Source organism: Pseudomonas sp. CMR5c, assembly GCF_003850545.1.
GTDB lineage: Bacteria > Pseudomonadota > Gammaproteobacteria > Pseudomonadales > Pseudomonadaceae > Aquipseudomonas > Aquipseudomonas piscis.
The window spans coordinates 5,537,896-5,560,385 of record NZ_CP027705.1 but is presented as its reverse complement, the minus strand read 5'-3'; the positions used below and the strand labels follow the sequence as shown (position 1 = coordinate 5,560,385).

The 22,490-nt window shown below is 65.6% G+C and carries 24 protein-coding genes and 1 pseudogene; 12 read left to right on the top strand and 13 right to left on the bottom strand.

Going from position 1 to position 22,490, the window contains the following annotated elements; all coding sequences use genetic code 11:
* The first annotated feature begins 14 nt into the window (after window positions 1-14).
* Both C4K40_RS25580 and C4K40_RS25575 read left to right on the top strand, forming a co-directional pair.
* Window positions 15-494, top strand: coding sequence for an HIT family protein (locus C4K40_RS25580; protein ID WP_053131870.1), 480 nt, complete (start codon window positions 15-17; stop codon window positions 492-494).
* Between the two features lies 1 nt (window position 495).
* Window positions 496-1,293, top strand: a complete 798-nt coding sequence (locus tag C4K40_RS25575) for a GNAT family N-acetyltransferase (RefSeq protein WP_053131867.1) — start codon at window positions 496-498, stop codon at window positions 1,291-1,293.
* A gap of 137 nt (window positions 1,294-1,430) precedes the next feature.
* On the opposite strand, the gene C4K40_RS25570 is transcribed toward C4K40_RS25575, so the two are convergent.
* Together C4K40_RS25570 and C4K40_RS25565 are read right to left on the bottom strand one after the other, a co-directional pair.
* Complete coding sequence (locus C4K40_RS25570) at window positions 1,431-2,930, bottom strand: HAMP domain-containing sensor histidine kinase (RefSeq protein WP_053131865.1); 1,500 nt, start codon at window positions 2,928-2,930, stop codon at window positions 1,431-1,433.
* On the bottom strand, window positions 2,927-3,640 hold the full coding sequence (locus C4K40_RS25565; protein WP_053131862.1) for a response regulator transcription factor: 714 nt from the start codon (window positions 3,638-3,640) through the stop codon (window positions 2,927-2,929). Before C4K40_RS25565 ends, C4K40_RS25570 begins: the two co-directional genes overlap by 4 nt.
* A gap of 149 nt (window positions 3,641-3,789) precedes the next feature.
* On the opposite strand from C4K40_RS25565, the gene msrB reads away from it, so the two are divergent.
* The 3 genes from msrB to msrA all read left to right on the top strand — a co-directional run bounded on the left by msrB (window position 3,790) and on the right by msrA (window position 6,904).
* Window positions 3,790-4,308 (top strand): peptide-methionine (R)-S-oxide reductase MsrB, encoded by a 519-nt coding sequence (gene msrB / locus C4K40_RS25560; protein ID WP_053131860.1) that lies wholly within the window; start codon window positions 3,790-3,792, stop codon window positions 4,306-4,308.
* A gap of 31 nt (window positions 4,309-4,339) precedes the next feature.
* Window positions 4,340-6,118, top strand: coding sequence for a cytochrome c biogenesis protein DipZ (locus C4K40_RS25555; RefSeq protein WP_053131857.1), 1,779 nt, complete (start codon window positions 4,340-4,342; stop codon window positions 6,116-6,118).
* A gap of 87 nt (window positions 6,119-6,205) precedes the next feature.
* Window positions 6,206-6,904 (top strand): peptide-methionine (S)-S-oxide reductase MsrA, encoded by a 699-nt coding sequence (msrA, locus tag C4K40_RS25550; RefSeq protein ID WP_053131854.1) that lies wholly within the window; start codon window positions 6,206-6,208, stop codon window positions 6,902-6,904.
* Window positions 6,905-6,928: 24 nt separating this feature from the next.
* Here the strand turns inward: msrA and C4K40_RS25545 are convergent, their stop codons facing one another.
* Together C4K40_RS25545 and C4K40_RS25540 are read right to left on the bottom strand one after the other, a co-directional pair.
* Entirely contained in the window at window positions 6,929-7,558 is a 630-nt protein-coding gene (locus C4K40_RS25545; RefSeq protein WP_053131851.1) for an SMI1/KNR4 family protein, read from the bottom strand.
* A gap of 35 nt (window positions 7,559-7,593) precedes the next feature.
* Entirely contained in the window at window positions 7,594-7,989 is a 396-nt protein-coding gene (locus C4K40_RS25540) for a GNAT family N-acetyltransferase (RefSeq protein ID WP_053131848.1), read from the bottom strand.
* A gap of 170 nt (window positions 7,990-8,159) precedes the next feature.
* Here C4K40_RS25540 and C4K40_RS25535 point away from each other — a divergent pair, with 170 nt between their 5' ends.
* From C4K40_RS25535 to C4K40_RS25525, 3 genes are all read left to right on the top strand, one after another.
* The gene (locus C4K40_RS25535) at window positions 8,160-8,990 is read left to right on the top strand and encodes an amidohydrolase family protein (protein ID WP_022640742.1); all 831 of its coding nucleotides are present in this window, start codon (window positions 8,160-8,162) and stop codon (window positions 8,988-8,990) included.
* 146 nt (window positions 8,991-9,136) lie between these two features.
* Window positions 9,137-9,580: a DUF3592 domain-containing protein gene (locus tag C4K40_RS25530; RefSeq protein ID WP_022640741.1), complete on the top strand. Its 444-nt coding sequence runs from the start codon at window positions 9,137-9,139 to the stop codon at window positions 9,578-9,580.
* Between the two features lie 4 nt (window positions 9,581-9,584).
* A complete protein-coding gene (locus C4K40_RS25525) occupies window positions 9,585-10,169 on the top strand; it encodes a hypothetical protein (RefSeq protein WP_022640740.1) in 585 nt (194 codons plus the stop codon).
* Window positions 10,170-10,194: 25 nt separating this feature from the next.
* Here C4K40_RS25525 and C4K40_RS25520 read toward each other — a convergent pair whose 3' ends face one another.
* The 4 genes from C4K40_RS25520 to C4K40_RS25505 all read right to left on the bottom strand — a co-directional run bounded on the left by C4K40_RS25520 (window position 10,195) and on the right by C4K40_RS25505 (window position 13,353).
* The gene (locus C4K40_RS25520) at window positions 10,195-11,442 is read right to left on the bottom strand and encodes an aspartate aminotransferase family protein (protein WP_053131845.1); all 1,248 of its coding nucleotides are present in this window, start codon (window positions 11,440-11,442) and stop codon (window positions 10,195-10,197) included.
* Between the two features lie 120 nt (window positions 11,443-11,562).
* A complete protein-coding gene (locus C4K40_RS25515; protein WP_053131842.1) occupies window positions 11,563-12,144 on the bottom strand; it encodes a DedA family protein in 582 nt (193 codons plus the stop codon).
* Window positions 12,145-12,283: 139 nt separating this feature from the next.
* Window positions 12,284-12,802: a hypothetical protein gene (locus tag C4K40_RS25510; protein ID WP_022640737.1), complete on the bottom strand. Its 519-nt coding sequence runs from the start codon at window positions 12,800-12,802 to the stop codon at window positions 12,284-12,286.
* A 41-nt stretch (window positions 12,803-12,843) separates the two neighbouring features.
* Window positions 12,844-13,353, bottom strand: a complete 510-nt coding sequence (locus tag C4K40_RS25505) for a DUF2938 domain-containing protein (RefSeq protein ID WP_053131840.1) — start codon at window positions 13,351-13,353, stop codon at window positions 12,844-12,846.
* Window positions 13,354-13,462: 109 nt separating this feature from the next.
* On the opposite strand from C4K40_RS25505, the gene C4K40_RS25500 reads away from it, so the two are divergent.
* The 3 genes from C4K40_RS25500 (at window position 13,463) to C4K40_RS25490 (ending at window position 17,131) form a co-directional block, all read left to right on the top strand.
* On the top strand, window positions 13,463-14,128 hold the full coding sequence (locus tag C4K40_RS25500; protein WP_053131838.1) for a metalloregulator ArsR/SmtB family transcription factor: 666 nt from the start codon (window positions 13,463-13,465) through the stop codon (window positions 14,126-14,128).
* Between the two features lie 215 nt (window positions 14,129-14,343).
* A complete protein-coding gene (locus C4K40_RS25495; protein WP_053131836.1) occupies window positions 14,344-16,389 on the top strand; it encodes a c-type cytochrome in 2,046 nt (681 codons plus the stop codon).
* A 160-nt stretch (window positions 16,390-16,549) separates the two neighbouring features.
* On the top strand, window positions 16,550-17,131 hold the full coding sequence (locus tag C4K40_RS25490) for a hypothetical protein (RefSeq protein ID WP_053131833.1): 582 nt from the start codon (window positions 16,550-16,552) through the stop codon (window positions 17,129-17,131).
* Between the two features lie 8 nt (window positions 17,132-17,139).
* Here C4K40_RS25490 and C4K40_RS25485 read toward each other — a convergent pair whose 3' ends face one another.
* The 5 genes and pseudogenes from C4K40_RS25485 to gcvA all read right to left on the bottom strand — a co-directional run bounded on the left by C4K40_RS25485 (window position 17,140) and on the right by gcvA (window position 21,244).
* Window positions 17,140-17,505, bottom strand: a complete 366-nt coding sequence (locus C4K40_RS25485; protein ID WP_031320450.1) for a hypothetical protein — start codon at window positions 17,503-17,505, stop codon at window positions 17,140-17,142.
* Window positions 17,506-17,517: 12 nt separating this feature from the next.
* On the bottom strand, window positions 17,518-17,988 hold the full coding sequence (locus C4K40_RS25480) for a hypothetical protein (protein WP_053131831.1): 471 nt from the start codon (window positions 17,986-17,988) through the stop codon (window positions 17,518-17,520).
* A 37-nt stretch (window positions 17,989-18,025) separates the two neighbouring features.
* Window positions 18,026-19,951: an alkaline phosphatase D family protein gene (locus tag C4K40_RS25475; RefSeq protein WP_053131828.1), complete on the bottom strand. Its 1,926-nt coding sequence runs from the start codon at window positions 19,949-19,951 to the stop codon at window positions 18,026-18,028.
* A 177-nt stretch (window positions 19,952-20,128) separates the two neighbouring features.
* Window positions 20,129-20,239: pseudogene (locus tag C4K40_RS25470) on the bottom strand (LysE family translocator); the annotation flags it as partial.
* Window positions 20,240-20,314: 75 nt separating this feature from the next.
* Window positions 20,315-21,244, bottom strand: coding sequence for a transcriptional regulator GcvA (gcvA, locus tag C4K40_RS25465; protein ID WP_053131826.1), 930 nt, complete (start codon window positions 21,242-21,244; stop codon window positions 20,315-20,317).
* 101 nt (window positions 21,245-21,345) lie between these two features.
* Between gcvA and C4K40_RS25460 the strand changes: the two genes are divergently transcribed.
* On the top strand, window positions 21,346-22,479 hold the full coding sequence (locus tag C4K40_RS25460) for an MFS transporter (protein WP_053131823.1): 1,134 nt from the start codon (window positions 21,346-21,348) through the stop codon (window positions 22,477-22,479).
* The last annotated feature ends 11 nt before the right edge of the window (window positions 22,480-22,490 follow it).

Here is a 22,490-nt window from a genome sequence, read left to right as displayed (position 1 = left end):
TCGAGGACTCATGGATGAACTGCATTTTCTGCCAGATTATCGCTGGCGCCTTGCCTGCGGCCGTGATCTACCGCGATGAACATTGCATGGCCTTCATGGACGTGCACCCCCTGGGGCAGGGGCATGTGCTGCTGATTCCCCAGTCCCATGTGGAAAAGCTCGACCAGTTGCCCGGTTTCGTCCGCCAGCACCTGTACCAGGTGTTCGATGGCCTGGTGGCCGCGCAGCGTCGTGCCGGCTTCGGCGTGGAGGGCACGCACCTCTTGGTCAACGATGGCCGGGCCACCAACCAGCATATTCCCCATGCCCACATGCACCTGATCCCCCGGCGCAGCGGCGATGGCCTGGGTTTCGCCGGGCGCCTGCTGCTGCACTTCACCGGGCTGTTCGGCCCCAAGGCGAAGTTCGACACCCTGCAACGCCAGGCCGCGCTCATCGCTGGCGAGGTACGGGTGCCCTGGGTCAGCGAGACGCCGGCCGGGGGAGGCCGCTGATATGGATCGCTCATGGGCGTTGGCCGTTGAACATGCGGAAAACCAATACTTGCGCACCCGGGTCGAGGGCCTGGCGAGCATCTCGGGCAACCCCTATCGGGCAAGCGTGCAGGGCGATTCGAGTTGCGGTGCGTTCCTTGTGGCCGGCCATCCCAGCCCGATGCTGAATCGGGTGCACGGTGACCAGGAGCGAGATGCCGGGAAGCTGGCCGGCCTGCTGCAGGCTTGCAACGCCTGCAACCCGGCGATCGCCCTGATCGCCGCATCGGCCAGGATCGCACCCACCCTGGAGCTGCAAGGGCAACTGCTGCAACGCCTGAAGGGCTGGACCCATGGGCAATTCCTTGCGCCCGTGGAGGCGATCCCGGCCTCGCCGGCGTGTTCGGATGTCGAGTCAGTGGATCTGTCGACCCTGGAAAGCTTCTGTGTGCTGCACCGCGAGGCATTCAACACACCCGGGGCTGCCCGGCCGGTTACCCAAGCGGCTTTCGGCGCATTGCTCGACGATGCTCGCGGGCACTTGTACCTGATACGCGAACAGGGTGTCGCGGTGGCCGGAGCGGCGTTGTTCATCGCCGACAACGGCGTGGCCTATCTGGGCACCGCCTTTACCACCAAGGCTGCGCGCGGCCAGGGTCATCACCGGGCCCTGATCGCCCACAGGTTGCACCAGGCCGTCGCCCTCGGCGCTCGGAGTGTGGCGGCCACGGCGTTGGTGAACTCGCAAAGCCGGCGCAACTTGGAGCACTGCGGCTTGCGCCTTTCCCATCTGCAAACCCTGTATCGGGCCGCGCCTTGACAGCACTGAAGCCCTGGCCCTGAACGGGTGGCGAGCCCTTGGGCAAGACGGGCAGCCCGGCTGCTTTGCGACAGGCAGGCAGCGGGCGAGGCTTGGCCTTGTGCAACCGGCCGAAGCGATGAGTTTCGGAATCAGCGCTATTGGCTTGTCCGCGATTGTCTGGCCCACTCCTCGGCCGTTTTCGCCTCCACCGGCAGGGCAAAGCAGAAGGTCGCACCGCGCCCGGGTTCGTCCACCAGGCGGATGCTCACCCCGTGCAATTGCAGGATGCGATGGACGATGCGCAAGCCCAGGCCGCCGTCACGGCGGGCGCCACCGATAGTGAAGGGGCGCAGGAACAGGCCTTCGCGCAGGTGCTCGGCAATGCCGGGACCACTGTCGCTGACTCGTACCTGCACCTCTGGGCCGTCGGCGCGCAGGCCGATCTCGATCTCGCCACTGCCGGGGGTGTGGCGCAGGGCATTGTCCACCAGGTTGGTCAGCACCCGTTCGATCAGCCCCAGGTCGGCACAGACGCCCCAGGCGCCTGGGGCGAAGTCGGCCTTGAGCTGCACCTGGCGCGCCTCGGCGGCCAGTTCGAACTTCTGGAAGATGTCTTGCAGCAGGTCGGTCAGGGAAAAGGTCTCGAGCACCGGCTGGACGAAACCGTGTTCCAGGCGCACCAGTTCCAGCAGTGCCTGGGCCAGGCCGCCGACCTTGCGGCTCTGATCCAGGGCGATGCCCAGGTAGCGCCGACGTTCCTCGGGGCTCAGGCTGGCGTCCTTGAGCGACAGGGTTTCCAGGTAGCCATGCAGGGACGACAGTGGCGTGCGCAGGTCGTGGGAAATGTTCGCCACCAGCTCGCGGCGCTCCTGATCCTGGCGGGTCAGGGTGCGCCACTGTTCGTTGAGCCGGGTTTGCATCTGGCGGAACGTGGCGTCGAGCACGGCGAGCTCATCCTGGCTCGGTGTGCGTTCCGGCATCGGCGCCGGCACACTGGGCACCGCATCGATATCGAACTGGCCAACCCGCTCGGTCAGGGTGCGCAATGGCCGGGTGATCAGGGCGAAAGCCGTGAGGCCGGCGATCAGGCACAACAGCGCCACCAGGGCGATGGACCACAAGGCGATGTTCAAGGCCGCACCCGTGGCGCCGCGTTCGGCGAGGCGGTCGTGTTCCTCGCTGAGCAGCACCACGTACAGATAACCCGCCTGCTTGCCGGCAACCATCAACGGCGCTGCGCTGAACACCTTGCGTCCATCCGGGCTGCGCGGGTCGTCGCCAAGGATCGGCAGCGGGTCGCCAGCCAGCAGGCGACGGATTGGCGCCAGGTCCACCTGTTCGCGGCGCAGGCGGCCGGCGGGAGCGGCGTTGCCCATCACACGTCCCTGGGTGTCCAGCAGGTACACCTCGACACTGGGGTTGACCAGCATCAGCTGGCCGAACAGCGCACGCAGGGCGTTGGGCATCAGGCCGTTGGCATCCATCAACTGGGTATCCTGGGCGATATGCCCGGCCAGGTCCCGCGACAGGCCCTGGACCACTTCCAGTTCATGCATGCGGCTGGAACGCACCTGCAACCAGGCCGAGGTGGAGCAGCACACCAGCAACAGCAGGGCGAACACCACGGACAGGCGCTGGGTCAGGGTCAGCCTCATGTCGGCTCCTGGGCGGCGAACTTGTAGCCGCGGCCCCAGACCGTGAGGATCCGCGCGGGCTGTGCCGGGTCGCTTTCGATCTTGGCCCGCAAGCGATTGATATGGGTGTTGACGGTGTGCTCGTAGCCTTCGTGGTTGTAGCCCCAGACGGCATTGAGCAGGTCCATGCGCGAGAACACCTTGCCCGGCTGGCGGGCGAAGAAATACAGGAGGTCGAACTCCCGCGGCGTGAGGTCCAGGCGCCGCCCGTCCAGGTTGGCGTCGCGTGTCAGCGGATCGATGGCCAGGCCGTCGAGGGCGAGGCTGCCGCTGTCCAGCTTGAGGTTGCGTGCCAGCGCATCGACCCGGCGCAGCAGCGCTTTGACCCGGGCCACCAGCTCGAGCACCGAGAACGGCTTGGCCAGGTAGTCGTCGGCGCCCAGTTCCAGGCCAAGGATGCGGTGCATCTCGCTGGAGCGGGCACTGGTGATGATGATCGGGGTGTAGCGGGTCATCGCCCGGGCGCGGCGGCAGATCTCCAGGCCGTCGACCCCGGGCAGCATCAGGTCCAGGATCAGCGCGTCCCAGCCACCCTGTTCCAGCAGGCGCAGGCCCTCGTTGCCGTCGGCGCTGTGCACCACCTCCAGCTGCTCATCGCGCAGGTGCAGGGTGATCAGGTCGGCGATGTGCTGGTCGTCCTCGACCACCAGCACGCGTTTGGCTTGTTCCATCGACACAGGGTCCTTTAGGCAATGGGCGCATTGTGCGGTGTTTCGCCGGGGCCAGTTATCACGAATTGTTTAACTGTGCGTGAGGATTTGGCGATCAGCCCAAGCATAGGCTCTGCCCAAGGTTCAGAGGCCGATTACGGGAGAGACCCATGTTCACACGGCGACAATTGCTGGCGGCAGGTGCAGGTCTTGGGGTGGCCACCCTGGCCCTGAAGGCGTTGCCCTGGCAGGGCGGTGAAGGCAGCCTGGTGGGGGCGGCCCAGGCCGATGAGGCGTTTGAGGTCAGCCACACCGACAACCAGTGGCGCACCTTGCTCAGCCCCGAGCAGTACCGGGTACTGCGCCAGGAGGGCACCGAACGGGCCTATAGCAGTGCGCTCAACGACGAGCACCGCGCCGGCACCTTCGCCTGCGCCGGCTGCGCCCTGGCGCTGTTTTCCTCGACCACCAAATTCGACAGCCATACCGGCTGGCCAAGCTTCTGGGCCCCGCTGGGACATGCAGTGGCGCAGCGCAGCGATCGTTCTTTGGGCATGCAGCGCACCGAAGTGCACTGCCGGCGCTGCGGCGGCCACCTGGGGCATGTATTCGATGATGGCCCGGCGCCTACCGGCCTGCGCTACTGCATGAACGGGCTGGCCATGAACTTCACCGTGCAAGCGGCCTGATGCTGTTTCTCACCGATAGAAGGATGACCTCATGTGGCTACTGCTTCTCGCTTATCTCGGTGGTGTGCTGACCATTGTCAGCCCCTGCATTCTGCCGGTATTGCCCTTTGTCTTCGCTCGCACCGGCCAGCCGTTCTTGCGCAGTGGCTTGCCGCTGTTGCTGGGCATGGCCCTGACCTTCGCCGTGGTCGCGAGCCTGGCGGCGGTGGGCGGCGCCTGGGTGGTGCAAGCCAATCAGTACGGTCGCTGGCTCGCGTTGCTGTGCGTAGCACTGTTCGGGCTGACGCTGCTGCTGCCGCGGTTGGCCGAGCGCCTGACCCGGCCGCTGGTTGCGGTGGGCGGGCGGCTGTCGGAGGCTGCCGGCCACGACCCACGGCCGCGGCCCGGCGCTTCATTGTTGATCGGCGTTGCCACCGGCCTGCTCTGGGCGCCGTGCGCCGGGCCGATTCTCGGGCTGTTGCTGACCGGGGCGGCATTGCAGGGCGCCAACCTCGCGACCAGCCTGCTGTTGCTGGCCTACGCGGGCGGCGCTGCGACCTCGCTGGCCGTGGCGCTGTTGCTCGGTGGCAAGGTATTCGCCGCCATGAAGCGCTCCCTGGGCGCCGGTGAATGGCTGCGCAAGGGCCTGGGGGCAGCGATGCTCGCCGGGGTCGCGGCCATTGCCATGGGCTGGGACACCGGGATTCTGGCGCGTCTTTCCACGGCCTCCACCGCCGGCCTGGAGCAGGCCCTGGTGGGACGGTTGACGGGTGGGGCGGCCGCACCGGAGGGGGCGATGCAGGCGCAAGATCACCTCGGCGGCGCAATGATGGCTGCCGCTGGCGCCATGTCCGCGCCGGCCTTGCCGGTGCAGGGCCAGTTGCCGCCGCTGAGTGGCGCCGTGCAGTGGCTCAACTCGCCCCCCCTGAGTGCCGAGGCGCTGAAGGGCAAGGTGGTACTGGTGGATTTCTGGACCTACTCCTGCATCAACTGCCTGCGCAGCCTGCCCTATGTCAAAGCCTGGGCCGAGAAGTACCGCGACCAGGGGCTGGTGGTGATCGGTGTACACGCCCCGGAGTTCGCCTTCGAACGGGACGTGGGCAATGTCACCAAGGCCGTGAAGGACTTGGGCATCGACTATCCCGTGGCCATCGACAACGACTACCGGATCTGGCGTGCCTTCGACAATCAGTATTGGCCGGCGCACTACTTCGCCGATGCCCAGGGGCGCATTCGCTACCAGCACTTCGGCGAGGGTGAGTACGCCGAGTCTGAGCGAGTGATCCAGCAACTGCTGCGCGAGGCCGGCAATGCCCAGGTCACCGGTGGCTTGATCCAGGCCGAGGCCAAGGGGGTGCAGCAAGCGGCGGACATGAACGAGGTGCGCTCGCCGGAAACCTACGTCGGCTACCAGCGCTCGGAGAACTTCGTGCCCCAGGCCAGCCTGGCGCCGGACACCATCGCGGCCTATGACGTGCCGGCGCAGTTGGCGCTGAACGACTGGGGCCTGCGCGGGCAGTGGAAGGTCGGTGCCGAAAGTGCTCGATCCACTGCGCCAGGCGGGGCGCTGGTGTACCGCTTTCACGCCCGTGACCTGCACCTGGTACTGGGTCCGGGGAGCGATGGTCGGCCAGTGCGCTTCAAGGTGCTGATCGACGGCCATGCACCGGGGGCGGACCACGGCGTGGATGTGGCGCCCGACGGCAGCGGCCAGGTGACCGAGCAGCGCCTGTACCAGTTGGTGCGTCAGGCCGGCGATGTGGCGGAGCACACCTTCAGCATCGAGTTTCTCGAACCAGGGGTGCAGGCCTATGCCTTCACTTTTGGTTGAGAGGCGGGGACACGACAGTCGGTTGGTCTGGATCGTGGAAAGGCCGGGCGCGGCCCTGCAGGTTCACTCATGGCAAGAGAGGCAGGTATGAAAAACATTCTGGGCGCAGTGCTGGCAATGACCGTGCTGGGGCTGGCGGGGCAGTGCTCGGCCTTTTCCCTTGGCGGTACCGGTGACGCGGTGGTGATCGCACCGCCAGCGCTGGATGAACGCAATCCGGCCCCTAGCGAGACGGCGGTATTTGCCGGTGGTTGCTTCTGGGGTGTGCAGGGCGTGTTTGCCCATGTCAAAGGCGTGCAGCGCGCGGTGTCCGGTTATGCCGGGGGCGCGGCGCAGACGGCGGACTATCAGCGGGTCAGCGAAGGTGATACCGGGCATGCCGAGTCGGTGCAGGTGACCTTCGATCCGGCCCAGGTCAGCTACGGCAGCTTGCTGCAGATCTACTTCTCGGTGGCCCACGACCCTACCGAACTCAATCGCCAGGGGCCGGACAGCGGCACCCAGTACCGCTCGGCGCTGTTCCCGCAGACGCCCGAGCAACAACGGGTGGCCCAGGCCTACATCGCCCAGCTCGATGCAGGGCGGGCGTTCGCCAAGCCCATTGCCACCCGCCTGGAGCCGGACCAGACCTTTTACCCGGCGGAGGCCTATCACCAGGATTTTCTTGCCGAGCACCCTGGCTATCCCTACATCGTGATCAATGACCTGCCCAAGGTGGTGCACCTCAAGCAGCTGTTTCCCGAGCGTTACCAGGAACAGCCGATACGGGTGAAGACTGGCGGTTGATGACCGATCTTGAGGGCGGGGAGGTCAGTAGCGCCACTTGCGTAGCAGATCCTCGCCATAGCGCTGGCTGATCAGCGCTTCGACGCCGTCATCGTCGTCATGTACCTCGGCCAGGCACAGCAGCATCAGCGCGTCCAGGTAGTCCTGCGGCGAATCGAAGAAAGGCGTCAGGGCCATGCCGCTATCGTGGTCGAAGTAGTAGACCGCGCCGGTGTCGCGCTCGAAGCAGAACAGGTTGCCGTTGCCCAGGTAGTCGCCGAAGGCCACCAGCCTTTGCGCCAGTGCCAGGTCCAGGTATTGCTCGTCGATCTCGACGATGCCGGGGTAGGCCTCCAGCAGAGGCTGGATCGAGATGTCGCCGGGCTCGACGCTGCACAGGGTCTCGGCCAGGGACAGCACCCCCAGCTGGCGGTGGTAGTCGCGCAGCGCCGGTGGCAGCGGGCAGCCCAGGCGCTGTTCCAGGGCCTGCAAGGCGTCTTCGCTGACGGGTGTCAGCTCGGGTTCGTTGATGTGTCCTTCCCATAACGCGCCGTAGGCGCCAATCGCCGCCCGGTACCAGGCCAGGCGCGTGGCCTGATCGGGCAGGTCCGGCCAGGCCAGGGGCGGGCAGCCGGCCGGTGGCCAGTCGGCGTTGGTGTCGTGTTGTTCTGACATGAGGGCTCCTTGGATGAGCGGCAGGTGAAGGGCGATCAGGCGCTATGGCGCTTGCGCTCCATGGCGATGTCCGAGGGCTCGAAGCCCATCGAGCGGAAGAACTGCGCCGCTCCAGGACGACCGGCGCGCAGGACCCAGGTGATCTGCGGGTTGTCGCCCATCACCCACTGCACCAGGGCCCGGCCTGTACCTTGCCGTCGATATTGCTGGGCAACCACCACCATGGACAGGTAGCCGTTGGAGAGCCCATCGCTGAGGCCGCGGGCAAAACCGATGATGCTGTTGTCGTGCCATGCCACTGCCGTGCGCTGGGAGTTGGCCAGCAACTGGCTGAAGTACTCGCGGGTACCAATGCGATGGCCCCAGCCGTTGTCGCCGAGAAATTGCCGCAGGGCTTCGCAGTCCTCGGCCCGGGCGTCGCGGATCAGCATGGGCATGTCTCCAATGGGTAGCGATCGCGGATTGCATCCCGCCGGCGGGTTATTCGTCAAGCGCGGCTGAACGCTTCGGTCAAGCCGGGCGAGCATTGCGAACATTGTTGCCGTCTGGCGCCAGGCGTAGCGTGGTGCCTGGACCTGGATCTGCCTGGAGGGACGCAAGCATGACCGTGAAACTGGGAGCCATCGATGCCTGGGCGCAGCCGGCCAATGGCCGCGCGCGGGCGCTGTTGCCGGAAGTCGCCCGGCTGTTCGAGAAATCCGGCTCGGCGCACCTGCTCGACCAGCCGGTGAGCATCGAGCAGACCGTGGCGCTGATGGATCAGGCCGGAGTGGAAAAGCTCATGCTCAGCGCCTGGTGCCGGCCCGAGGGCTGGGTGTTCAGCAACGATGAAGTGGCGGCCTATACCCGGGCCTTTCCCGAGCGTTTCGTCGGCGTGGCCACGGTGGACCTGAGCCGGCCCATGGCCGCCCTGGCCGAGCTCGATCGGGCGGTGGGCGAACTGGGCTGCAAGGCCCTGCGCATCGTGCCCTGGCTCTGGAAGCTGCCGCCCAACCACCGCCTGTACTACCCGCTGTACGCCAAGTGCATCGAGCTGGGGATTCCCTTCTGTACCCAGGTCGGCCATACCGGACCGCTGATGCCCTCGGAGACCGGGCGGCCGGTGCCCTACCTGGACGAGGTGGCCCTGGACTTTCCCGAGCTGGTGATCGTCGGCGGGCACATCGGCCATCCCTGGACCGACGAGATGATCGGCCTGGCCTGGAAGCACGACAATATCCACATCGATACCTCGGCTTACCTGCCGGCCTACTACCCGCCGCAACTGCTGCATTTCATCCGTACTTACGGCCAGGACAAGGTCTTGTTCGGCAGCAACTTCCCCCAGCTGTCGCTGAAAAAATGCCTGGAGCAGGTCCAGGCCCTGGAACTTCCGCCGCCAATCGCGGACAAATTCCTCCAGGGCAATGCCCGCCGGGTTTTCGGTTTGTAGTCGTCTCCCGCAGGCGCACACGGCCGTGACCCTGGGCGGCCCGGGTCCGCTGGCGAACGGTGCGCGCACCTTGGCAGCGGTTTTTCTGGCTCGAGGTTTCTTGTAATCTTGGCCTCCCCATTCACGGACGAATATCGAGACAGCCCATGGCTAACTCCACCCCGTCACGCCTCGGCAAGATCCTCCAGGGTCTGCTGTTCGCCCTGATCGGCATCGGCCTGCTGGTCATCGCCGGCAACCTTGCCCTCGACCGCCGCGAATTCCTCGCCAGCGCCCAGACCGCCGACGGCATCGTCAGCGACCTGAATGCCGGCGGCTCGCACCCCGAGATCGCCTTCACCACGGCCAGTGGGGAGAAGATCTCCTATCCCCAGGGCGGCTTCATCTTCGGCTACCAGAAAGACCAGCCGGTCCGGGTCTACTACCAGCCCGACCGCGCGGCCAACAGCGCGGTGATCGACGATCCGGCCGCTCTCTGGGCCACCCCGGGCGTGCTGGGCCTGATCGGCCTGGTGTTCGTCATTGCCGGCCTCATCGGCATCGCCAGCCAGCGCGGGCGTCGCGCCGCACAACCATTAAAAGGACTTTGAACCCATGAGCTATGACATCCCGATCCCGGTCAACGAGAGTCGCTGGCAGTACCAGACCGCCAGTGGCGGCGGCCTGACCGTGGCCCTGCTGGCTGGCAGCGGCGCTTCCCTGGTACTGCGCTCGCCCCAGGGCGAGGATGTGCACTACCACTATGGCGGCCTTGGGGTGGGGGTAGGGTTCGGCGCCCGCCTGCCGCGTTTCGGCAAGGTCAATATCCGGATCAAGGGCAAGACCGTCGGCGGCGCCGGTGCTGCCGAAGCCTTTCCCAGCACCGGCAAGGTGTTCGTTTCCGACGCCCTGGCCAGCCGCGACCTGACCAGCGACGACATCACCGGCCCTTGCCTGTACACCGAAGTCGGTGCGGGGCTGGGGGTGGGTGGTTCGGCCACGGCCTTGCTGTTCGGCCTGGACCCCAAGCTGCTGGCCCTGGCGGTAGCGGTGAATTCCACTGCGGCCTCGATTTTCGCGGCTACCACGGTCAACCGCCAACTGCTGCAGTCGGCCAAGGGTGCGGTAGTCATGGCCGGGATGAACGCCGGCCTGCAAGCCGGCGGCGGTGCGGCGATCTACATGGGCTATCTGTTCTAGCCCTTTCTGCCCGGGGCGCCTGGGGTCACAGGCGCGCCAGGCATTGCTGGAGAATATCCAGCCCCTCTTCGAAGACTTCCGCTTCCGTGGTCAGGGGCGCCAACAGGCGCACGATATGCCGTGACTTGCCGCTGGGCATCAGCAGCAGGCCGGCTTCCCGGGCGCTGGCCAGCAGATTGTTCAACGGCTCCGACGCTGGCGCGCCATGCTCATCCAGCAGCTCGATACCGCGCATGGCGCCGACCCCGGTCAAGCGCCCCAGGTAGCGGCACAGGCCACTGGACTTCCAGTGCTGGTAACGCTCGACAATCGCTCGTTCCTGGACCTCGCCCCAGGCTTGCAGATGCTCGTCGGTCATTTCCTCCAGGGTCGCCAGGGCCGCGGCACAAGCGATCGGGTTGCCCGAATAGGTGCCGCCCAGGCCGCCTCGGGGCAGGCTGTCCAGCAGCTCCTGGCGACCCACCACCGCGCCCAGGGGCAGCCCGCCGCCGATGCTCTTGCCCAGGAGGATCAGGTCCGGTTCGATACCCAGCCGGGAAAAGCCGAAACGCTGGCCGGTGCGGCCAAAGCCGGACTGGATCTCGTCGGCCACCAGGAGGATCCGCTGCTCGTCGCACAAGCGACGCAGGGCCTGGGCGAACCCCGGGTCCAGAGCCAGGAAGCCGCCTTCGCCCTGCACTGGCTCGAAGATGAAGCAGGCCACCTCGCCGACATCGATCTCGACGCTGAACAACCGTTGCATGGCCTTCAAGGCTTCTTCTGCACTCACGCCGTTGTCGGCGCTAGGGTAGGGCAGGTGGTACACGGGCCCCGGTAGTACGCCGACCTTCTGCTTGTAGGGGGCGACCTTGCCGTTGAGGTTGAGGGTGGCCAGGGTACGGCCATGGAAGCCGCCGTCGAAGGCAATCACCGCGCTGCGCCCGGTGGCGGCGCGGACGATCTTCAAGGCGTTTTCCGCCGCTTCGGCACCACTGTTGGTGAGCATGCCGCTGACCGGGTAGTTCACCGGGATGAAGCGGGCCAGGCGCTCCATGAACTCAAGGTAGGGCGCGTGCGGAGCGGCGTTGAAGGCGTAGTGGGTGAGGCGGCTGGCCTGGGCCTGGATGGCCGCGACAATACGCGGATGACAGTGCCCGAGGTTGAGCACGCCAATGCCGCCGACGAAGTCGATGTAGCGCTTGCCCTGGGTGTCCCAGACTTCGGCATTGCGCCCATGGCTGAGCTGGATCGGGTGGACAGTGGCGATCGAACGGCTGATATTTTCGTAGCTCATGGGACGGGCTCTGCATGCCGGAAACGAGCTGTTATCTAAGCCGGCCTCGGCCGCCTGGGACAAACGAAATAAAGTCGCCGGGTCAGTATGAAATTTCCGGATCCAGGGCTTGCGCCCGCTTCAAGAGGTTTTCGTCTTGTGTCGGTTGCGCAGGTGCCGTACCAGCGCGGCGAGTCCCAGCAGGGCCACCACGCCGAGGAAGATCGGCAGGCGATAGGGCTTCAGGTCGCCGAAAAAATGCTGCAAGGCCTCGCCGGCCCAATAGCCAGCCCCGACGAACAACATGGCCCAGACCGCGGCCCCGAGCACATTGAGCAAGGCAAAGCGCCAGGGTGCCAGGCCGCTGGCACCGATGACCATCGGTCCTACCAGGCGCATGCCATAGAGAAAACGCACGGCGAACACCGAGGTCAGGGGGTAGCGCTCGATCAGGCCCTTGACCCGTGCGATGGCGGCCTGGTGGCGCTTGAGCCTGGGCAGTATCCGGGCGCCGGAGTAGCGACCGGTCCAGAACAGCAGTTGGTCGCCGAGGATGCCGCCGAGGGTGGCCAGGCCGAGCACCTGGGGCCACTCCAGGTTGCCCTGGTGCGCCGCCATGCCACCGAGGATCAACACAGTCTCGCCCTCCAGCAGGCAACCGACGAAGATCACCCAGTAGCCGTAGGTGGCGATCAGGGCGTTGAGGTCCAGGTGGTCGAGCATGGGCAGGGTCTTCCGTGGGCAGGTGGAACCGGTGATCGGTAGCGATGCTACACAGAACTCTGATTCCATCGGTCGGCACAAGTGCCTGGAACATTCGCCGCTGGCGACAGTTGCGTTCAAGGGCTTTCGGGTAGGCGCTTCAGCGACTGGGCAGGGCTGCGCTTTCGGCCAGGACGGATCTTGACGAAGGGTAGCGTATCTCGACGCTGGCCCCCGCTTGTTCCAGGGCTTGTTGCCAGGTCCTGAACACCTGTGGCCAGGCTTGCATGACCTTGAAGGGAGCGTTGGCCATCAGCGTCTTGGCCTGCCGGGGACTGAGGGTCATGGCCTGGCGGACGATGCCGAACACTCGGGCGGGATTGGCGCCGACCTGGACGAGCCACAGTGCCGGATCGCTAGGGGCCAGCGGCGGATATTCCGGGAATGGCCCATATTGTCGGAACAGCCTGGCCATGGCATCGGCGTGGTTCAGCGAGGCCAGAGCCTGGGCGCTGGCCAGGTGTTCAGCGCAAAACCACTCATAGCCATGGGGATGGCCCGCACAGCTGGCGTCCAGGGGGCTGTAGTCGGCAAAGCGCACCAGGTCGCCGCCGCTGGCGGCATGGAACATCTCCGAGCGAAAGTCGTTGAGGCATAGATCGCAGATGGCTGGTTTCATCGCTGGCGCGGTTCCTGGGCGCTGGTAATTGGAGTTGACGCTCAGGTGGCCTGTCCCATCACCCAGGCCCAGGTCATGGCCGAACCATACAAGCCCAGGCCGAACACCGAGTGGCCGACCAGGCTGCGCAGCCGGGCCACGTTCGGCTTGGGTGTCTTGCTGGCCGCGACTCCGGCACCCATGCACGGCTGCATCAGGAAGAACGGCGCGGCCACCGTCAGCACGCCGACGATCAGCGCCGGGGCCAGGGTCGGCTGCAACGGCCATTGCGGGTCCTGGGTCAGCAGCAACAGTACCGCGAAAGCGATCCCGATCAGGTAGTGGGCCAGCCAGCCCAGCGCTTGTTCTCCGGCTATTGGCGCCGCCTGGGCGATGTTCTGGTGCACGAACCGGCCCTTGGGGAAGTGGCCGACCCAGCGCCCGACCATGCCCCAGTTGGGGCCGGGCATGTTCAGGAACCGGGCGAGGAACAGGTTCCAGAGATCCAAGACCACGGTTGCGCCGACACCGATCGCCAGTGCCGGTAAGATCAACGCCATGAGTGCATGCATAAGGACTCCTTCGGATACGGGAGCCTGGCAGTACAGTGCCAAGTATTCCCGTGATAAGATTTCATTCAATTTAATGATTGAATGATCAATAAAGCAGCAGGAACTGTCAATGACCGATTCGTTTTCCCCACAGCAGCCACTGGCCGACATGGCCGAGTTGGCGCGCATCCTCGGGCATCACCATCGCTTGATCCTGCTGGAGCACATCGCTCGCGGCGAGCAGCCGGTGGAGCGCCTGGTGGAGGCCTCGGGCCTTTCGGTAGCCAACACTTCCCAGCACCTGCAGCAGTTGCGTCGCGGCGGTTTCGTGCAGACCCGGCGCGATGGCAAGCGCGTGCTCTACAGCCTGGCCCAAGGCCCGGTGGCGGGCTTGCTCGATGCTTTGCGCCAGTACGTCGACTACAACCATGGGCAGATTCGCGACCTGCTTAGCGATAGCGTGCAACAGCCGGCGCGGCTTGAGGCCATCTCCCGGGGCGAGTTGCACCAGCGCTTGCAGGAAGGCGGCATGACCTTGCTGGATGTGCGTTCGCCGGAGGAATTTGCCCAGGGGCACCTGCCGGGGGCGATCAACATCCCGCTGGATGAGCTGGAACTGCGCCTGGCGGAGCTGCCGTCGGAGCAGGAGTTGGTGGCCTACTGCCGCGGCCCTTACTGCGTGCTTTCGCACAACGCTGCGGCGTTGTTGCGGGCCAAGGGCTTCAAGGTGCGGCGCCTGGACGAGGGGTTCACCGACTGGCAGGCCGCGGGGCTGGGTGTCGAAGCTAGTGAGTGAAAACGCCGAGAAACAGGGTGAATAAGCCATTGCCTACAGGTGCATGATCCATATCAACAGGGTTTTCAGAGAAATCCGCTACAAGGGACTCAGGCTCGGACCCACAAGGTATCGAGCCCCGGGCCTACCTCCCAAGGGCCCGAGATAACCAATAAAAACCTTTGCGGATATCGGCCGAGGGGATCACCCCAGGCGGGTTTTAAAGGAATAACCTGATGGCTTTTTCTCTGTCACGCTTGTGCCTCCTGGGCGCTGCGTTGCTCTGCGTACATTCTGCCCACGGTAGCGAGCCTGCTCCGGCAGCTACCCCCACCCCCGATGCCGAAACGATCCAGCGTGGCCAGTATGTGGCCCAGCTTGGCGACTGCATCGCCTGCCATACCGCTCGTGGCGGCGCGGTCATGGCCGGCGGTCTGGAGCTGAAGACGCCCATGGGCACCATCTACTCCAGCAACATCACTCCGGACAAGACCACCGGCATCGGCAACTACAGCTTCGAAGAGTTCGACCGCGTCATGCGCGAAGGCGTGACCCCTGATGGCAGCCATTTGTACCCGGCCATGCCGTACCCGTCCTACGCGAAGATGACCGAAGAGGACATGCGAGCGCTCTTTGCCTACCTGATCAATGGCGTGGAGCCGGTGGCCCAGAGCAACCTGGAGGCCGACATGGGCTTCCCCTTCAACCAGCGCTGGGGCCTGTGGTTCTGGAACTTCGCCTTCGTCGACAAGCAGCCCTTCAAGCCCGATCCCCAGCGTGACGAACAGCTCAACCGTGGCGCTTACCTGGTCCAGGGCCTGGGCCATTGCGGTTCCTGCCACACCCCACGGGGCATCGCCTTCCAGGAGAAGGCCATGAGCGACACCGAATCCGGTGGCCAGCATTACCTGGCCGGGGAGACGGTGGAAGAGTGGCGTGCCCTGAGCCTGCGCAACCTGTGGACCGTGGAAGACACCGTGCAACTGCTCAAGACCGGGCAGAACCGCTTCGCCACGGTCTCGGGCAACATGGCCGATGTGATCCACCACAGTACCCAGCACTTCACCGATGCCGACCTGACCGCCATCGCGGCCTATCTCAAGTCGTTGCCGGCAGGCAAGGACGACCTGCCGATGCCGTCCGAGGTCCAGGCCCCGGCAGCACCGCCGAGCAACCTGTTCACTTCTCGTGGTGGCCTGGGTTATGCGCAGTTCTGCTCCGACTGCCACCGCCAGGATGGCGCCGGCGTACCGCAAATGTTCCCGTCCCTGGCGGGCAACCCCAGCGTGGCGTCGAGCAACCCGACTTCCCTGCTGCACATCACCCTGACCGGCTGGAAGACCGCCCAGACCGCGGCCCATCCACGGGTCTACACCATGCCGGGTTTCGCCCAGCTGGCCGATGAGGAAATCGCCGAAATCCTGACCTTCGTCCGCAGCAGCTGGGGCAACCAGGGCTCGGCCATCGACGCCAACCAGGTCAAGAAAATGCGTGCCCAACTGAGCCCGCAAGTGGAGAGCACGCCGTTCGAAACCCCACGCCTGGCCAAGCTGCTGGCCGCGCCGAACGCCGAGCAACTGGTACGCGGCATGCGCTTGCACCTGGAAACCAAGGCCCTGCTACCGGACAACGTCGGCAACTCGCTGAATTGCACCAGCTGCCACCTCAACGCCGGTACCGTGGCCGATGGGTCGCCTTTCGTCGGTGTCTCGGCATTCTTCCCCGGCTACGCGCCACGGGCGGGCAAGACCATTACCCTGGAAGAGCGTATCAACGGTTGCTTCCGCCGCTCCATGCACGGCAAGCCGCTGCCGGTGGCTGGCCCGGACATGCAAGCCATGGTCGCCTACTTCGAGTGGATGAAGATGAACACCCGGCCCGAGGACAAGGTGGCCGGGCGTGGCGTGGGCAAGATCGATCCCGCCCTCAAGCCCAACGCCGAGAATGGCAAGCAGGTGTACGCCAAGCAGTGCGCGGTGTGCCATGGCGCCGATGGCGAAGGCCTGAAGCGTGCCGACGGCAGCCTGATCTTCCCGCCGCTGTGGGGCGACGAGTCGTTCAACATCGGCGCCGGCATGGCCCGTACCTATACCGCCGCGGCCTTCGTCAAGCGCAACATGCCGATCGGCTTCCACGAGAAATTCCCCCTGGGCCAGGGTGGCCTCTCGGATCAGGAAGCCCTGGATGTGGCCGAGTACTTCTCCCATCAACCGCGTCCGGACTTCCCGGACAAGGTCAAGGACTGGCCCAATGGTGGCCGGCCGGCAGACGCTCGCTACTGACCCTGACCATGGCGGCTGCTTCGGTAGCCGCCATGACTGGTTTGAGCAGCCCGTAGTTGTGGTTTTCGAGCAGCAAAAAACCTGTGGCAGGCCGATTACGCCGAGTTAAGATCGCCATCCTTTTGCGGCCACCGATGGCTGCTCCTGCCAAGGATGAAGCATGCGGTTTCCCTCTGTGGTGTTGCTCGGCCTGACCCTGGGCCTGGGCGGTTGCACCTTCGTCTCGACCCTCAAGGCCACTACCGTCAGTTATCGCGTTCCGGCGGATGCCGGTGACACCGCGCTGATTCGCATCGTGTCTCAGGGCTCGGTCCGTGGCGTGCCATACAGCGATTGCATCGACTGGCGCAAACCGGGCTCGGGCGTGATGGTCAAGCCGCATCGCGGCATTGCCAATCCCAAGTTCCGCAGCCTGGGCATTCCCATGAGCGCCGAGACCGACCGTATGCGGCGCCAGGAAGGGTTTGGCGCCAACGAACTCAAGCTCCCGGCCAATCGTCCCTTCGCCCTGATGTTCTACAACAGCGAACCCGGGCAGCTGGAGAATTTCCGCGCCGTCTGTGAGCAGAGCGTGAGCTTCGTGCCTGAGGCTGGCGCGACCTACCAGCTGGTGTTCCTCCAGGACCAGCAATGCACCGCGCTGCTGCGCAAGATTGATGAGCACGGGCAGATGCAAGCCGAGCCTGTGGGGCTGCACTCCAGCGACTACTGCAGCCCCGATGCTCGGATCAGAGATCGCTGATAGGGGTTTCAGCCTGGGTAGTGCTGGCAGATTTCCTTCCAGATATAGCCACCGCTGTAGCGGATCCAGCGGATATACAGATGGTCGACAAAGGCTTGCCAGCGGCTGTTGCGGCGTCGCTGCAGGCTTTCTTCGATATCCGCCAGGAGCGAGGTACGCTCGAAACCCATCCAGATTTCCGGGATCACCGCCATCAGGTTGACGTAGCACACCGGCGCCACCTCGCAGTAGAGGATGCGCTCGATCTCGGCCCGCTCGTAGGCCTGGGTCTGCCGGGCGATGTAGGCATAGTCCACCTGGTTGTCGACGAAGGCATCCGACAGCACATAGCGGATCTCGTCCAACTGTTCCTGGGTAATGGGGTTGCTAGGCATGGTCGAGTGGGCTCAGGAGCGCTGGTAGGGCAAGCCGAAGGGCACCCCGTTCAGGGTGTGGGTACAGCAGGGGCAGTCGGGGCTCATGTGCGCTGCGCGCAGTTGCGGATCGACCATTTGCAGCAACCCCTGGGCGTCGACGTACAAGCCGCTGAAGAAACTGAAGTGGCCGATGCGCACGTAATCCTCGCGTTCATGCTCATGCCGGGCTACCAGCCAGAACACCGGCTCCTCACGGTCCAGGCGGCTCTTGGCCTCACTGAACACCGCATCCCAGGGTTCGCCCACCCGGCTGAGCAGGAAGCGAAACAGCGGCGTGTAGTCCAGCCCCAGGCGCAGCCCGGAATGCATGCTGCCGCGCTGCTGCTCTTCCTTGGCGGCCAGGGCCTTGCTGTGGCGCTGCCGGGCATAGGACGGATGGATCTTGTGGTGTACGCCGTGGGTCCGCGTGTTGAACTTGCGATACAGCGGTTGTTTTTCCATCGGGCGGGGCCTCCCTGGTTGCCGGCGAATGGCGATTCTATCTTGGTGCGATCATCCGCGTCGGCTCGCGGCCGTTGGCATTGTGCTGGTAGATGGCCGCTGGCTGGCCCTGGTCGTCGAAGAACACCTGGCCCAGCCCGGAAGAGTTCCACAAACGTTCACCGGCCTTGGCATGCTCGGGCACATGGGGGATGACCTTCATGCGCCGGCGCCTGGTGAACCAGTTCAACGGCGAGCGTGGCGAGTAGAGCCAGCGGTTGAGGCGGTCGAACCAGTCCAGCAGGGTTGCGGGAAATTCATTCTTGATGCCGCTGCTGGTGACCTGCCAGATCCGCGGGCCGCCCTGGCGGTGGCGGATCAGCACTTCGTAGACGAAGGAGTAGTGCACGTCGCCGGAGAGGATCACGTAGCTGCCCGGGGTGCGTGAGTGGCGGAAGATATTGAGGATCACCTGGGCCGAACCGCGATGGGCCATCCAGTTTTCCGCGTCCACCAGCAGCGGGTAGCCACACCAGCTGAAGACCTTCTGCACGGTTTCGATCAGCTTGACGCCGAAGATCGGCGCCGGCGAGACGATGATCGCCGAAGGGTGGTCCAGCAGTTCGTGCTGCAGTTCGCTCAAGGCTTCCCAGTCCAGCAGGCCCGAAGGCTGGCCCAGGCTGAACTCGCTGCGCCAGCGCCGGGTGCGCGTGTCCAGCACCACCAGGGCCGGGGTACTGGGCAGTACGTATTGCCACTGGGCAAAGCGCAGCAGTTGCTCGAGCAACGGGTCGTGCAGTCGTCGGTCCAGTCGCCGGTTGCCTCGCGCGCTGGCGCTCAGGGCCTGGGTCTGCTCCAGCAATGCCGGGAAGGCGTCAGGGTTGTTGCCCCAGCCCTGGCACAGCATGTAGGCCAGCAGGGCATTGCCGATGATGCGCTTGGAGAAGGGATGGCCGTAGGCGGTTTCTTCCCATTGGGCGCTGAGGTTCCAGTCGTCGGTGATGTCGTGGTCGTCGAAGATCATCAGGCACGACAGGTGGGCGAAGACCCGCGCCGCGCCGTCCAGGCCGGCGACGAAGGCCTCGATATGCCGCTGCTCCCTGGCATAGCGCGCCTGGTGTTGCGGGCTCAGTTGCGGCATCTGGGGCGCGATCAGGCTCCAGGGCACCGGCGACCAGGCCAGCAGGTACATGGCCAGCACTTCGGCGAAGGTCACCAGGTGATTGTCGGCGCTGCTGCTGGTGAAGATCGGCTTCTTCACCCCGCCGAAGAACCGCTCGCGCAGGGTCTCGTTGCTCTTGAGCGCGGGGAGCAGTTCGGCTCGCTGGTAGTAGCTGGCGTGGTGGCAGTAGAGCGCTTGGCTGTCGTCCACCACGGCGCCTTCGAGTTGTTCGTCGAACAGGCCCAGGCGCTCGATCAGGGCATGGATGGCCCGCAACATGGGGCCGGCCACATCGTCGGCGTAGATCTGGTCGCCGCTCATCAGCAGCAGCGCGGGTCGGTCCTTGGTAGCCGGTTTTTGCGCCAGCAGGCGGTCGGCGCATAGCAAGCCGTCGGGGGCCGGGTGATGGGGTTTGCGGCAGGAACCGTGGAGCAGGTTGTCGATGCGGCTATGCAGTACGAATTCGGCCCGTCGGGCATTGCCATAAAGCAAGTGGGGCGCCCAAGCGGCCATGCCCTGGAGGCCGTGCTGCGCATCGCTGAGCAGCAGGTCATAGGCGACCGGCACGTCCTCGGGCAGGGCGGCGTCCAGGCTCACGTCGATCAGGTGGATGTAGGCATCGCGGCCCACGGCGACGACCTGGCACTGGTGTTCATCCAGGGTCAATTCCTGTATGGCAGCGCCTTCGGCCTGCAGTTGCAGGGTCAGGGACAAAGGCTGCGAGCCCACCAGCCACAACACCAGCCGGCTCGGTTCCAGGCGGCGCAACAGCGGGCCGGCGAGTACGGGAGGCAGGGTGTCGAGGGCGTGGGACAAGGGCATGCGCGCGGGTGCTCGGGGCCAGAAAAGGGACGCCATGGTAGCGTAGCCAATGTCACAGAAACGTTGCCTGGCGGCGCCGTCCCCAGGCATTTGTATCCAGTTATTTACTGGCCGTGGTCATCATCACCCCGAAGCCCAAGAAGGTGATCCCCGACAGCCTGCCGGCGATCCGTGCCCCGCGCCGGCCCTGCCATGGCCCAGGGCGTTGGACAGGATCAGCACCACCCCGGGACCGGGGCTGAGGATGGTCAGGGTCGCCAGCAGCAGGAACATTCCGTAACTCACCAAGAGCACTCCGGGCTTGGACGATGAAAGAGCGCCGCCGCGCCGGAATCAGGCACAAGGGTGATTGGCCCGGCCGCTTCAGCGGTCGTTCTGGCGCACCGGCAGCTGCGGCAGGTTGAGCGCAGCGTCCTGCTGGATCTGGGCCTGCATCCAGTCGATGAACACCTGGGCCTCGGGCGCGGAGTCGCGGGCCAAGGCGTAGTAATAGTGGGTCAGGGGCTGGCGCAACTCTGGCAACGGGCAGACCAGCCGGCCGCTGGCCAGGTCCTTGGCCAGTAGCGAGGCGGGGCACAGGCTCAAGCCGAGGCCGTCGACGCAGGCCTGGAGCACGAAGTGCATATGGTCAAAATGCAGGGTCGGCGGGTTGCGCAGCGGCTTGAGCCGGCAGTGCTCGAGCCATTTCGACCAATCGCCGAGTCGGGTGCGGCTGACCAGCAGGGTATGGCGTACCAGGTCCTTGGGGCTGTGCAAGGGGGTGTCCTGCAAGAGCGCGGGGGCGGCCACCACCAGGATTTCGTCGTCCAGCAGGCGTTGCGGTTGCAGCGCTGCCGCCCAGCCCGAGCGCCCACGGCGAATCACCAGGTCGAAGGTTTCCCGGGCCGGGTCGGGGGGCAGGGTGCTGGTCACCACTTCCGGATGGATCTGCGGGTACTGCGCCATGAACTGCGGCAGGCGCGGAATCAGCCAACGCACGGCGAAGGACGGTCGCACGTTGATGGTCACCTTGCGCAGCGCCGCGCCCTGGCGCAGGGCGGTGGCGGCCTGGGCGATCTGGGTCAGGGCCACGCTGACCTGTTCGTAGAAGGCCTGTCCGGCCGGGGTGAGGACCGACTGGCGGATGCGGCGCTCGAACAGCTGCACGCCCAGGTGTTCTTCCAGCAACTTGATATGTCTGCTGATGGCGCTGTGGCTCACGTGCAACTCATCCGCCGCGCGGCTGAAGCTTTCGTGGCGGGCGGCCGCGGCAAAGGCGCGGACCGCGTTCAGGGGGGGCAGGTCGCTGATCATGCGTCTAATTTAGTTACCTATACGGCGCAAATAAAGCGTTTGTCAGCGCAGGTCACGGGCGGCACGCTGCGTCGGATTCACGATCTGCCGGTTTGTCTGACATGCCCGATACTTCGCTTCGCCGTACCGATCAAGACTCTGCCCGTTGCGCCAGCATCCTAGGCCTGTGCCTGCCTGGTGATGTCTTGCTGTACCTGTTGCTGCCCATGCAGCACGAAGCTTTCGGCGTGACCCTGGCCGAGGCCGGCTTGCTGCTGGCTGCCAACCGCCTGGTGCGGATCTTCGGCTACGGCCAGGTGATGCGTTTCTATGCTCGGCACGGCGACCGCCCGGTGTGCGTGCTGGCCGCTGCGACCGCCGCGTTGTGCGCCCTGGGCTACGCCACGCTGTCGGGCTTCTGGTGGTTGTTACTGCTGCGCCTGGGCTGGGGCCTGAGTTACGCCGCCCTCAACCTCTCGACCCAGGTCATGGCCACCGCCGAGCCCACGGGCGCCGCCCGCCGCACCGGCCGCTCCCGCGCGCTGATCGCCACCGGGCCGATGCTGGCCTTGCCCATCGGTGCACTGGTCAGCGTCGAATACGGCCCGCGGGTGATCTTCGAGCTCATGGCCCTGACCTCGCTGCTCGCCATGCTGCTGGCCTTCGGCCTGCCTGGCAGGCCTCACCCACTGGCGAATTCCGGCCGGCGCTTGCAACGTCCCGACAGCGTGGCACTGTGGTCCTTCATCGAAGGCCTGGTGCTGGACGGGCTGTTCATCATTGGCTTGTCGTTGCAGGCCGAACAACTAATGGCCGGCAACGCGCTGCTGGTGGCAGGTGCGCTGTTGGCCCTGCGCTATGTCTCGGAAATGCTCCTCAGCCCGTTGGGCGGCATCGCCGCGCAACGCTTTGGCGCGACGCGGATGCTGATCGTCTTCTCGTTGCTGACCTGCGCGGCCCTGGTGGGGTTTGGTTGCCACTGGCTGATTGTCGGCGGCGCCCTGGTATTGATACTGCGGGCCCTGCAACTGCCGCTGGTAGTAACGGTGGTGGCCCAGCGACACCCGGGCGCGGGACGAGTGCGAGCCCTGGCGGCCAATGCGGTATGGCGGGATATCGGCGCCGGGCTCGGCCCACTGATCGCCGGCATGCTGCTGCCGGTGGCCTCCACGGTGTGGGTGTATTCGCTGGCGGCAGTGTGCCTGGCGCTGAGTGCGTTGGCGTGCCGGAGGTCCGATGCAAGCAGCGGAGTCTAAGCGGCAAGCGA

What these genes read in the sequence shown, in the direction of transcription:
- C4K40_RS25580 (WP_053131870.1), top strand. Translation starts at nt 15, where the DNA reads ATGAACTGCATTTTCTGCCAGATTATCGCTGGCGCCTTGCCTGCGGCC.
- C4K40_RS25575 (WP_053131867.1), top strand. Translation starts at nt 496, where the DNA reads ATGGATCGCTCATGGGCGTTGGCCGTTGAACATGCGGAAAACCAATAC.
- C4K40_RS25570 (WP_053131865.1), bottom strand. Translation starts at nt 2,930, where the DNA reads ATGAGGCTGACCCTGACCCAGCGCCTGTCCGTGGTGTTCGCCCTGCTG.
- C4K40_RS25565 (WP_053131862.1), bottom strand. Translation starts at nt 3,640, where the DNA reads ATGGAACAAGCCAAACGCGTGCTGGTGGTCGAGGACGACCAGCACATC.
- msrB (WP_053131860.1), top strand. Translation starts at nt 3,790, where the DNA reads ATGTTCACACGGCGACAATTGCTGGCGGCAGGTGCAGGTCTTGGGGTG.
- C4K40_RS25555 (WP_053131857.1), top strand. Translation starts at nt 4,340, where the DNA reads ATGTGGCTACTGCTTCTCGCTTATCTCGGTGGTGTGCTGACCATTGTC.
- msrA (WP_053131854.1), top strand. Translation starts at nt 6,206, where the DNA reads ATGAAAAACATTCTGGGCGCAGTGCTGGCAATGACCGTGCTGGGGCTG.
- C4K40_RS25545 (WP_053131851.1), bottom strand. Translation starts at nt 7,558, where the DNA reads ATGTCAGAACAACACGACACCAACGCCGACTGGCCACCGGCCGGCTGC.
- C4K40_RS25540 (WP_053131848.1), bottom strand. Translation starts at nt 7,989, where the DNA reads ATGCTGATCCGCGACGCCCGGGCCGAGGACTGCGAAGCCCTGCGGCAA.
- C4K40_RS25535 (WP_022640742.1), top strand. Translation starts at nt 8,160, where the DNA reads ATGACCGTGAAACTGGGAGCCATCGATGCCTGGGCGCAGCCGGCCAAT.
- C4K40_RS25530 (WP_022640741.1), top strand. Translation starts at nt 9,137, where the DNA reads ATGGCTAACTCCACCCCGTCACGCCTCGGCAAGATCCTCCAGGGTCTG.
- C4K40_RS25525 (WP_022640740.1), top strand. Translation starts at nt 9,585, where the DNA reads ATGAGCTATGACATCCCGATCCCGGTCAACGAGAGTCGCTGGCAGTAC.
- C4K40_RS25520 (WP_053131845.1), bottom strand. Translation starts at nt 11,442, where the DNA reads ATGAGCTACGAAAATATCAGCCGTTCGATCGCCACTGTCCACCCGATC.
- C4K40_RS25515 (WP_053131842.1), bottom strand. Translation starts at nt 12,144, where the DNA reads ATGCTCGACCACCTGGACCTCAACGCCCTGATCGCCACCTACGGCTAC.
- C4K40_RS25510 (WP_022640737.1), bottom strand. Translation starts at nt 12,802, where the DNA reads ATGAAACCAGCCATCTGCGATCTATGCCTCAACGACTTTCGCTCGGAG.
- C4K40_RS25505 (WP_053131840.1), bottom strand. Translation starts at nt 13,353, where the DNA reads ATGCATGCACTCATGGCGTTGATCTTACCGGCACTGGCGATCGGTGTC.
- C4K40_RS25500 (WP_053131838.1), top strand. Translation starts at nt 13,463, where the DNA reads ATGACCGATTCGTTTTCCCCACAGCAGCCACTGGCCGACATGGCCGAG.
- C4K40_RS25495 (WP_053131836.1), top strand. Translation starts at nt 14,344, where the DNA reads ATGGCTTTTTCTCTGTCACGCTTGTGCCTCCTGGGCGCTGCGTTGCTC.
- C4K40_RS25490 (WP_053131833.1), top strand. Translation starts at nt 16,550, where the DNA reads ATGCGGTTTCCCTCTGTGGTGTTGCTCGGCCTGACCCTGGGCCTGGGC.
- C4K40_RS25485 (WP_031320450.1), bottom strand. Translation starts at nt 17,505, where the DNA reads ATGCCTAGCAACCCCATTACCCAGGAACAGTTGGACGAGATCCGCTAT.
- C4K40_RS25480 (WP_053131831.1), bottom strand. Translation starts at nt 17,988, where the DNA reads ATGGAAAAACAACCGCTGTATCGCAAGTTCAACACGCGGACCCACGGC.
- C4K40_RS25475 (WP_053131828.1), bottom strand. Translation starts at nt 19,951, where the DNA reads ATGCCCTTGTCCCACGCCCTCGACACCCTGCCTCCCGTACTCGCCGGC.
- gcvA (WP_053131826.1), bottom strand. Translation starts at nt 21,244, where the DNA reads ATGATCAGCGACCTGCCCCCCCTGAACGCGGTCCGCGCCTTTGCCGCG.
- C4K40_RS25460 (WP_053131823.1), top strand. Translation starts at nt 21,346, where the DNA reads ATGCCCGATACTTCGCTTCGCCGTACCGATCAAGACTCTGCCCGTTGC.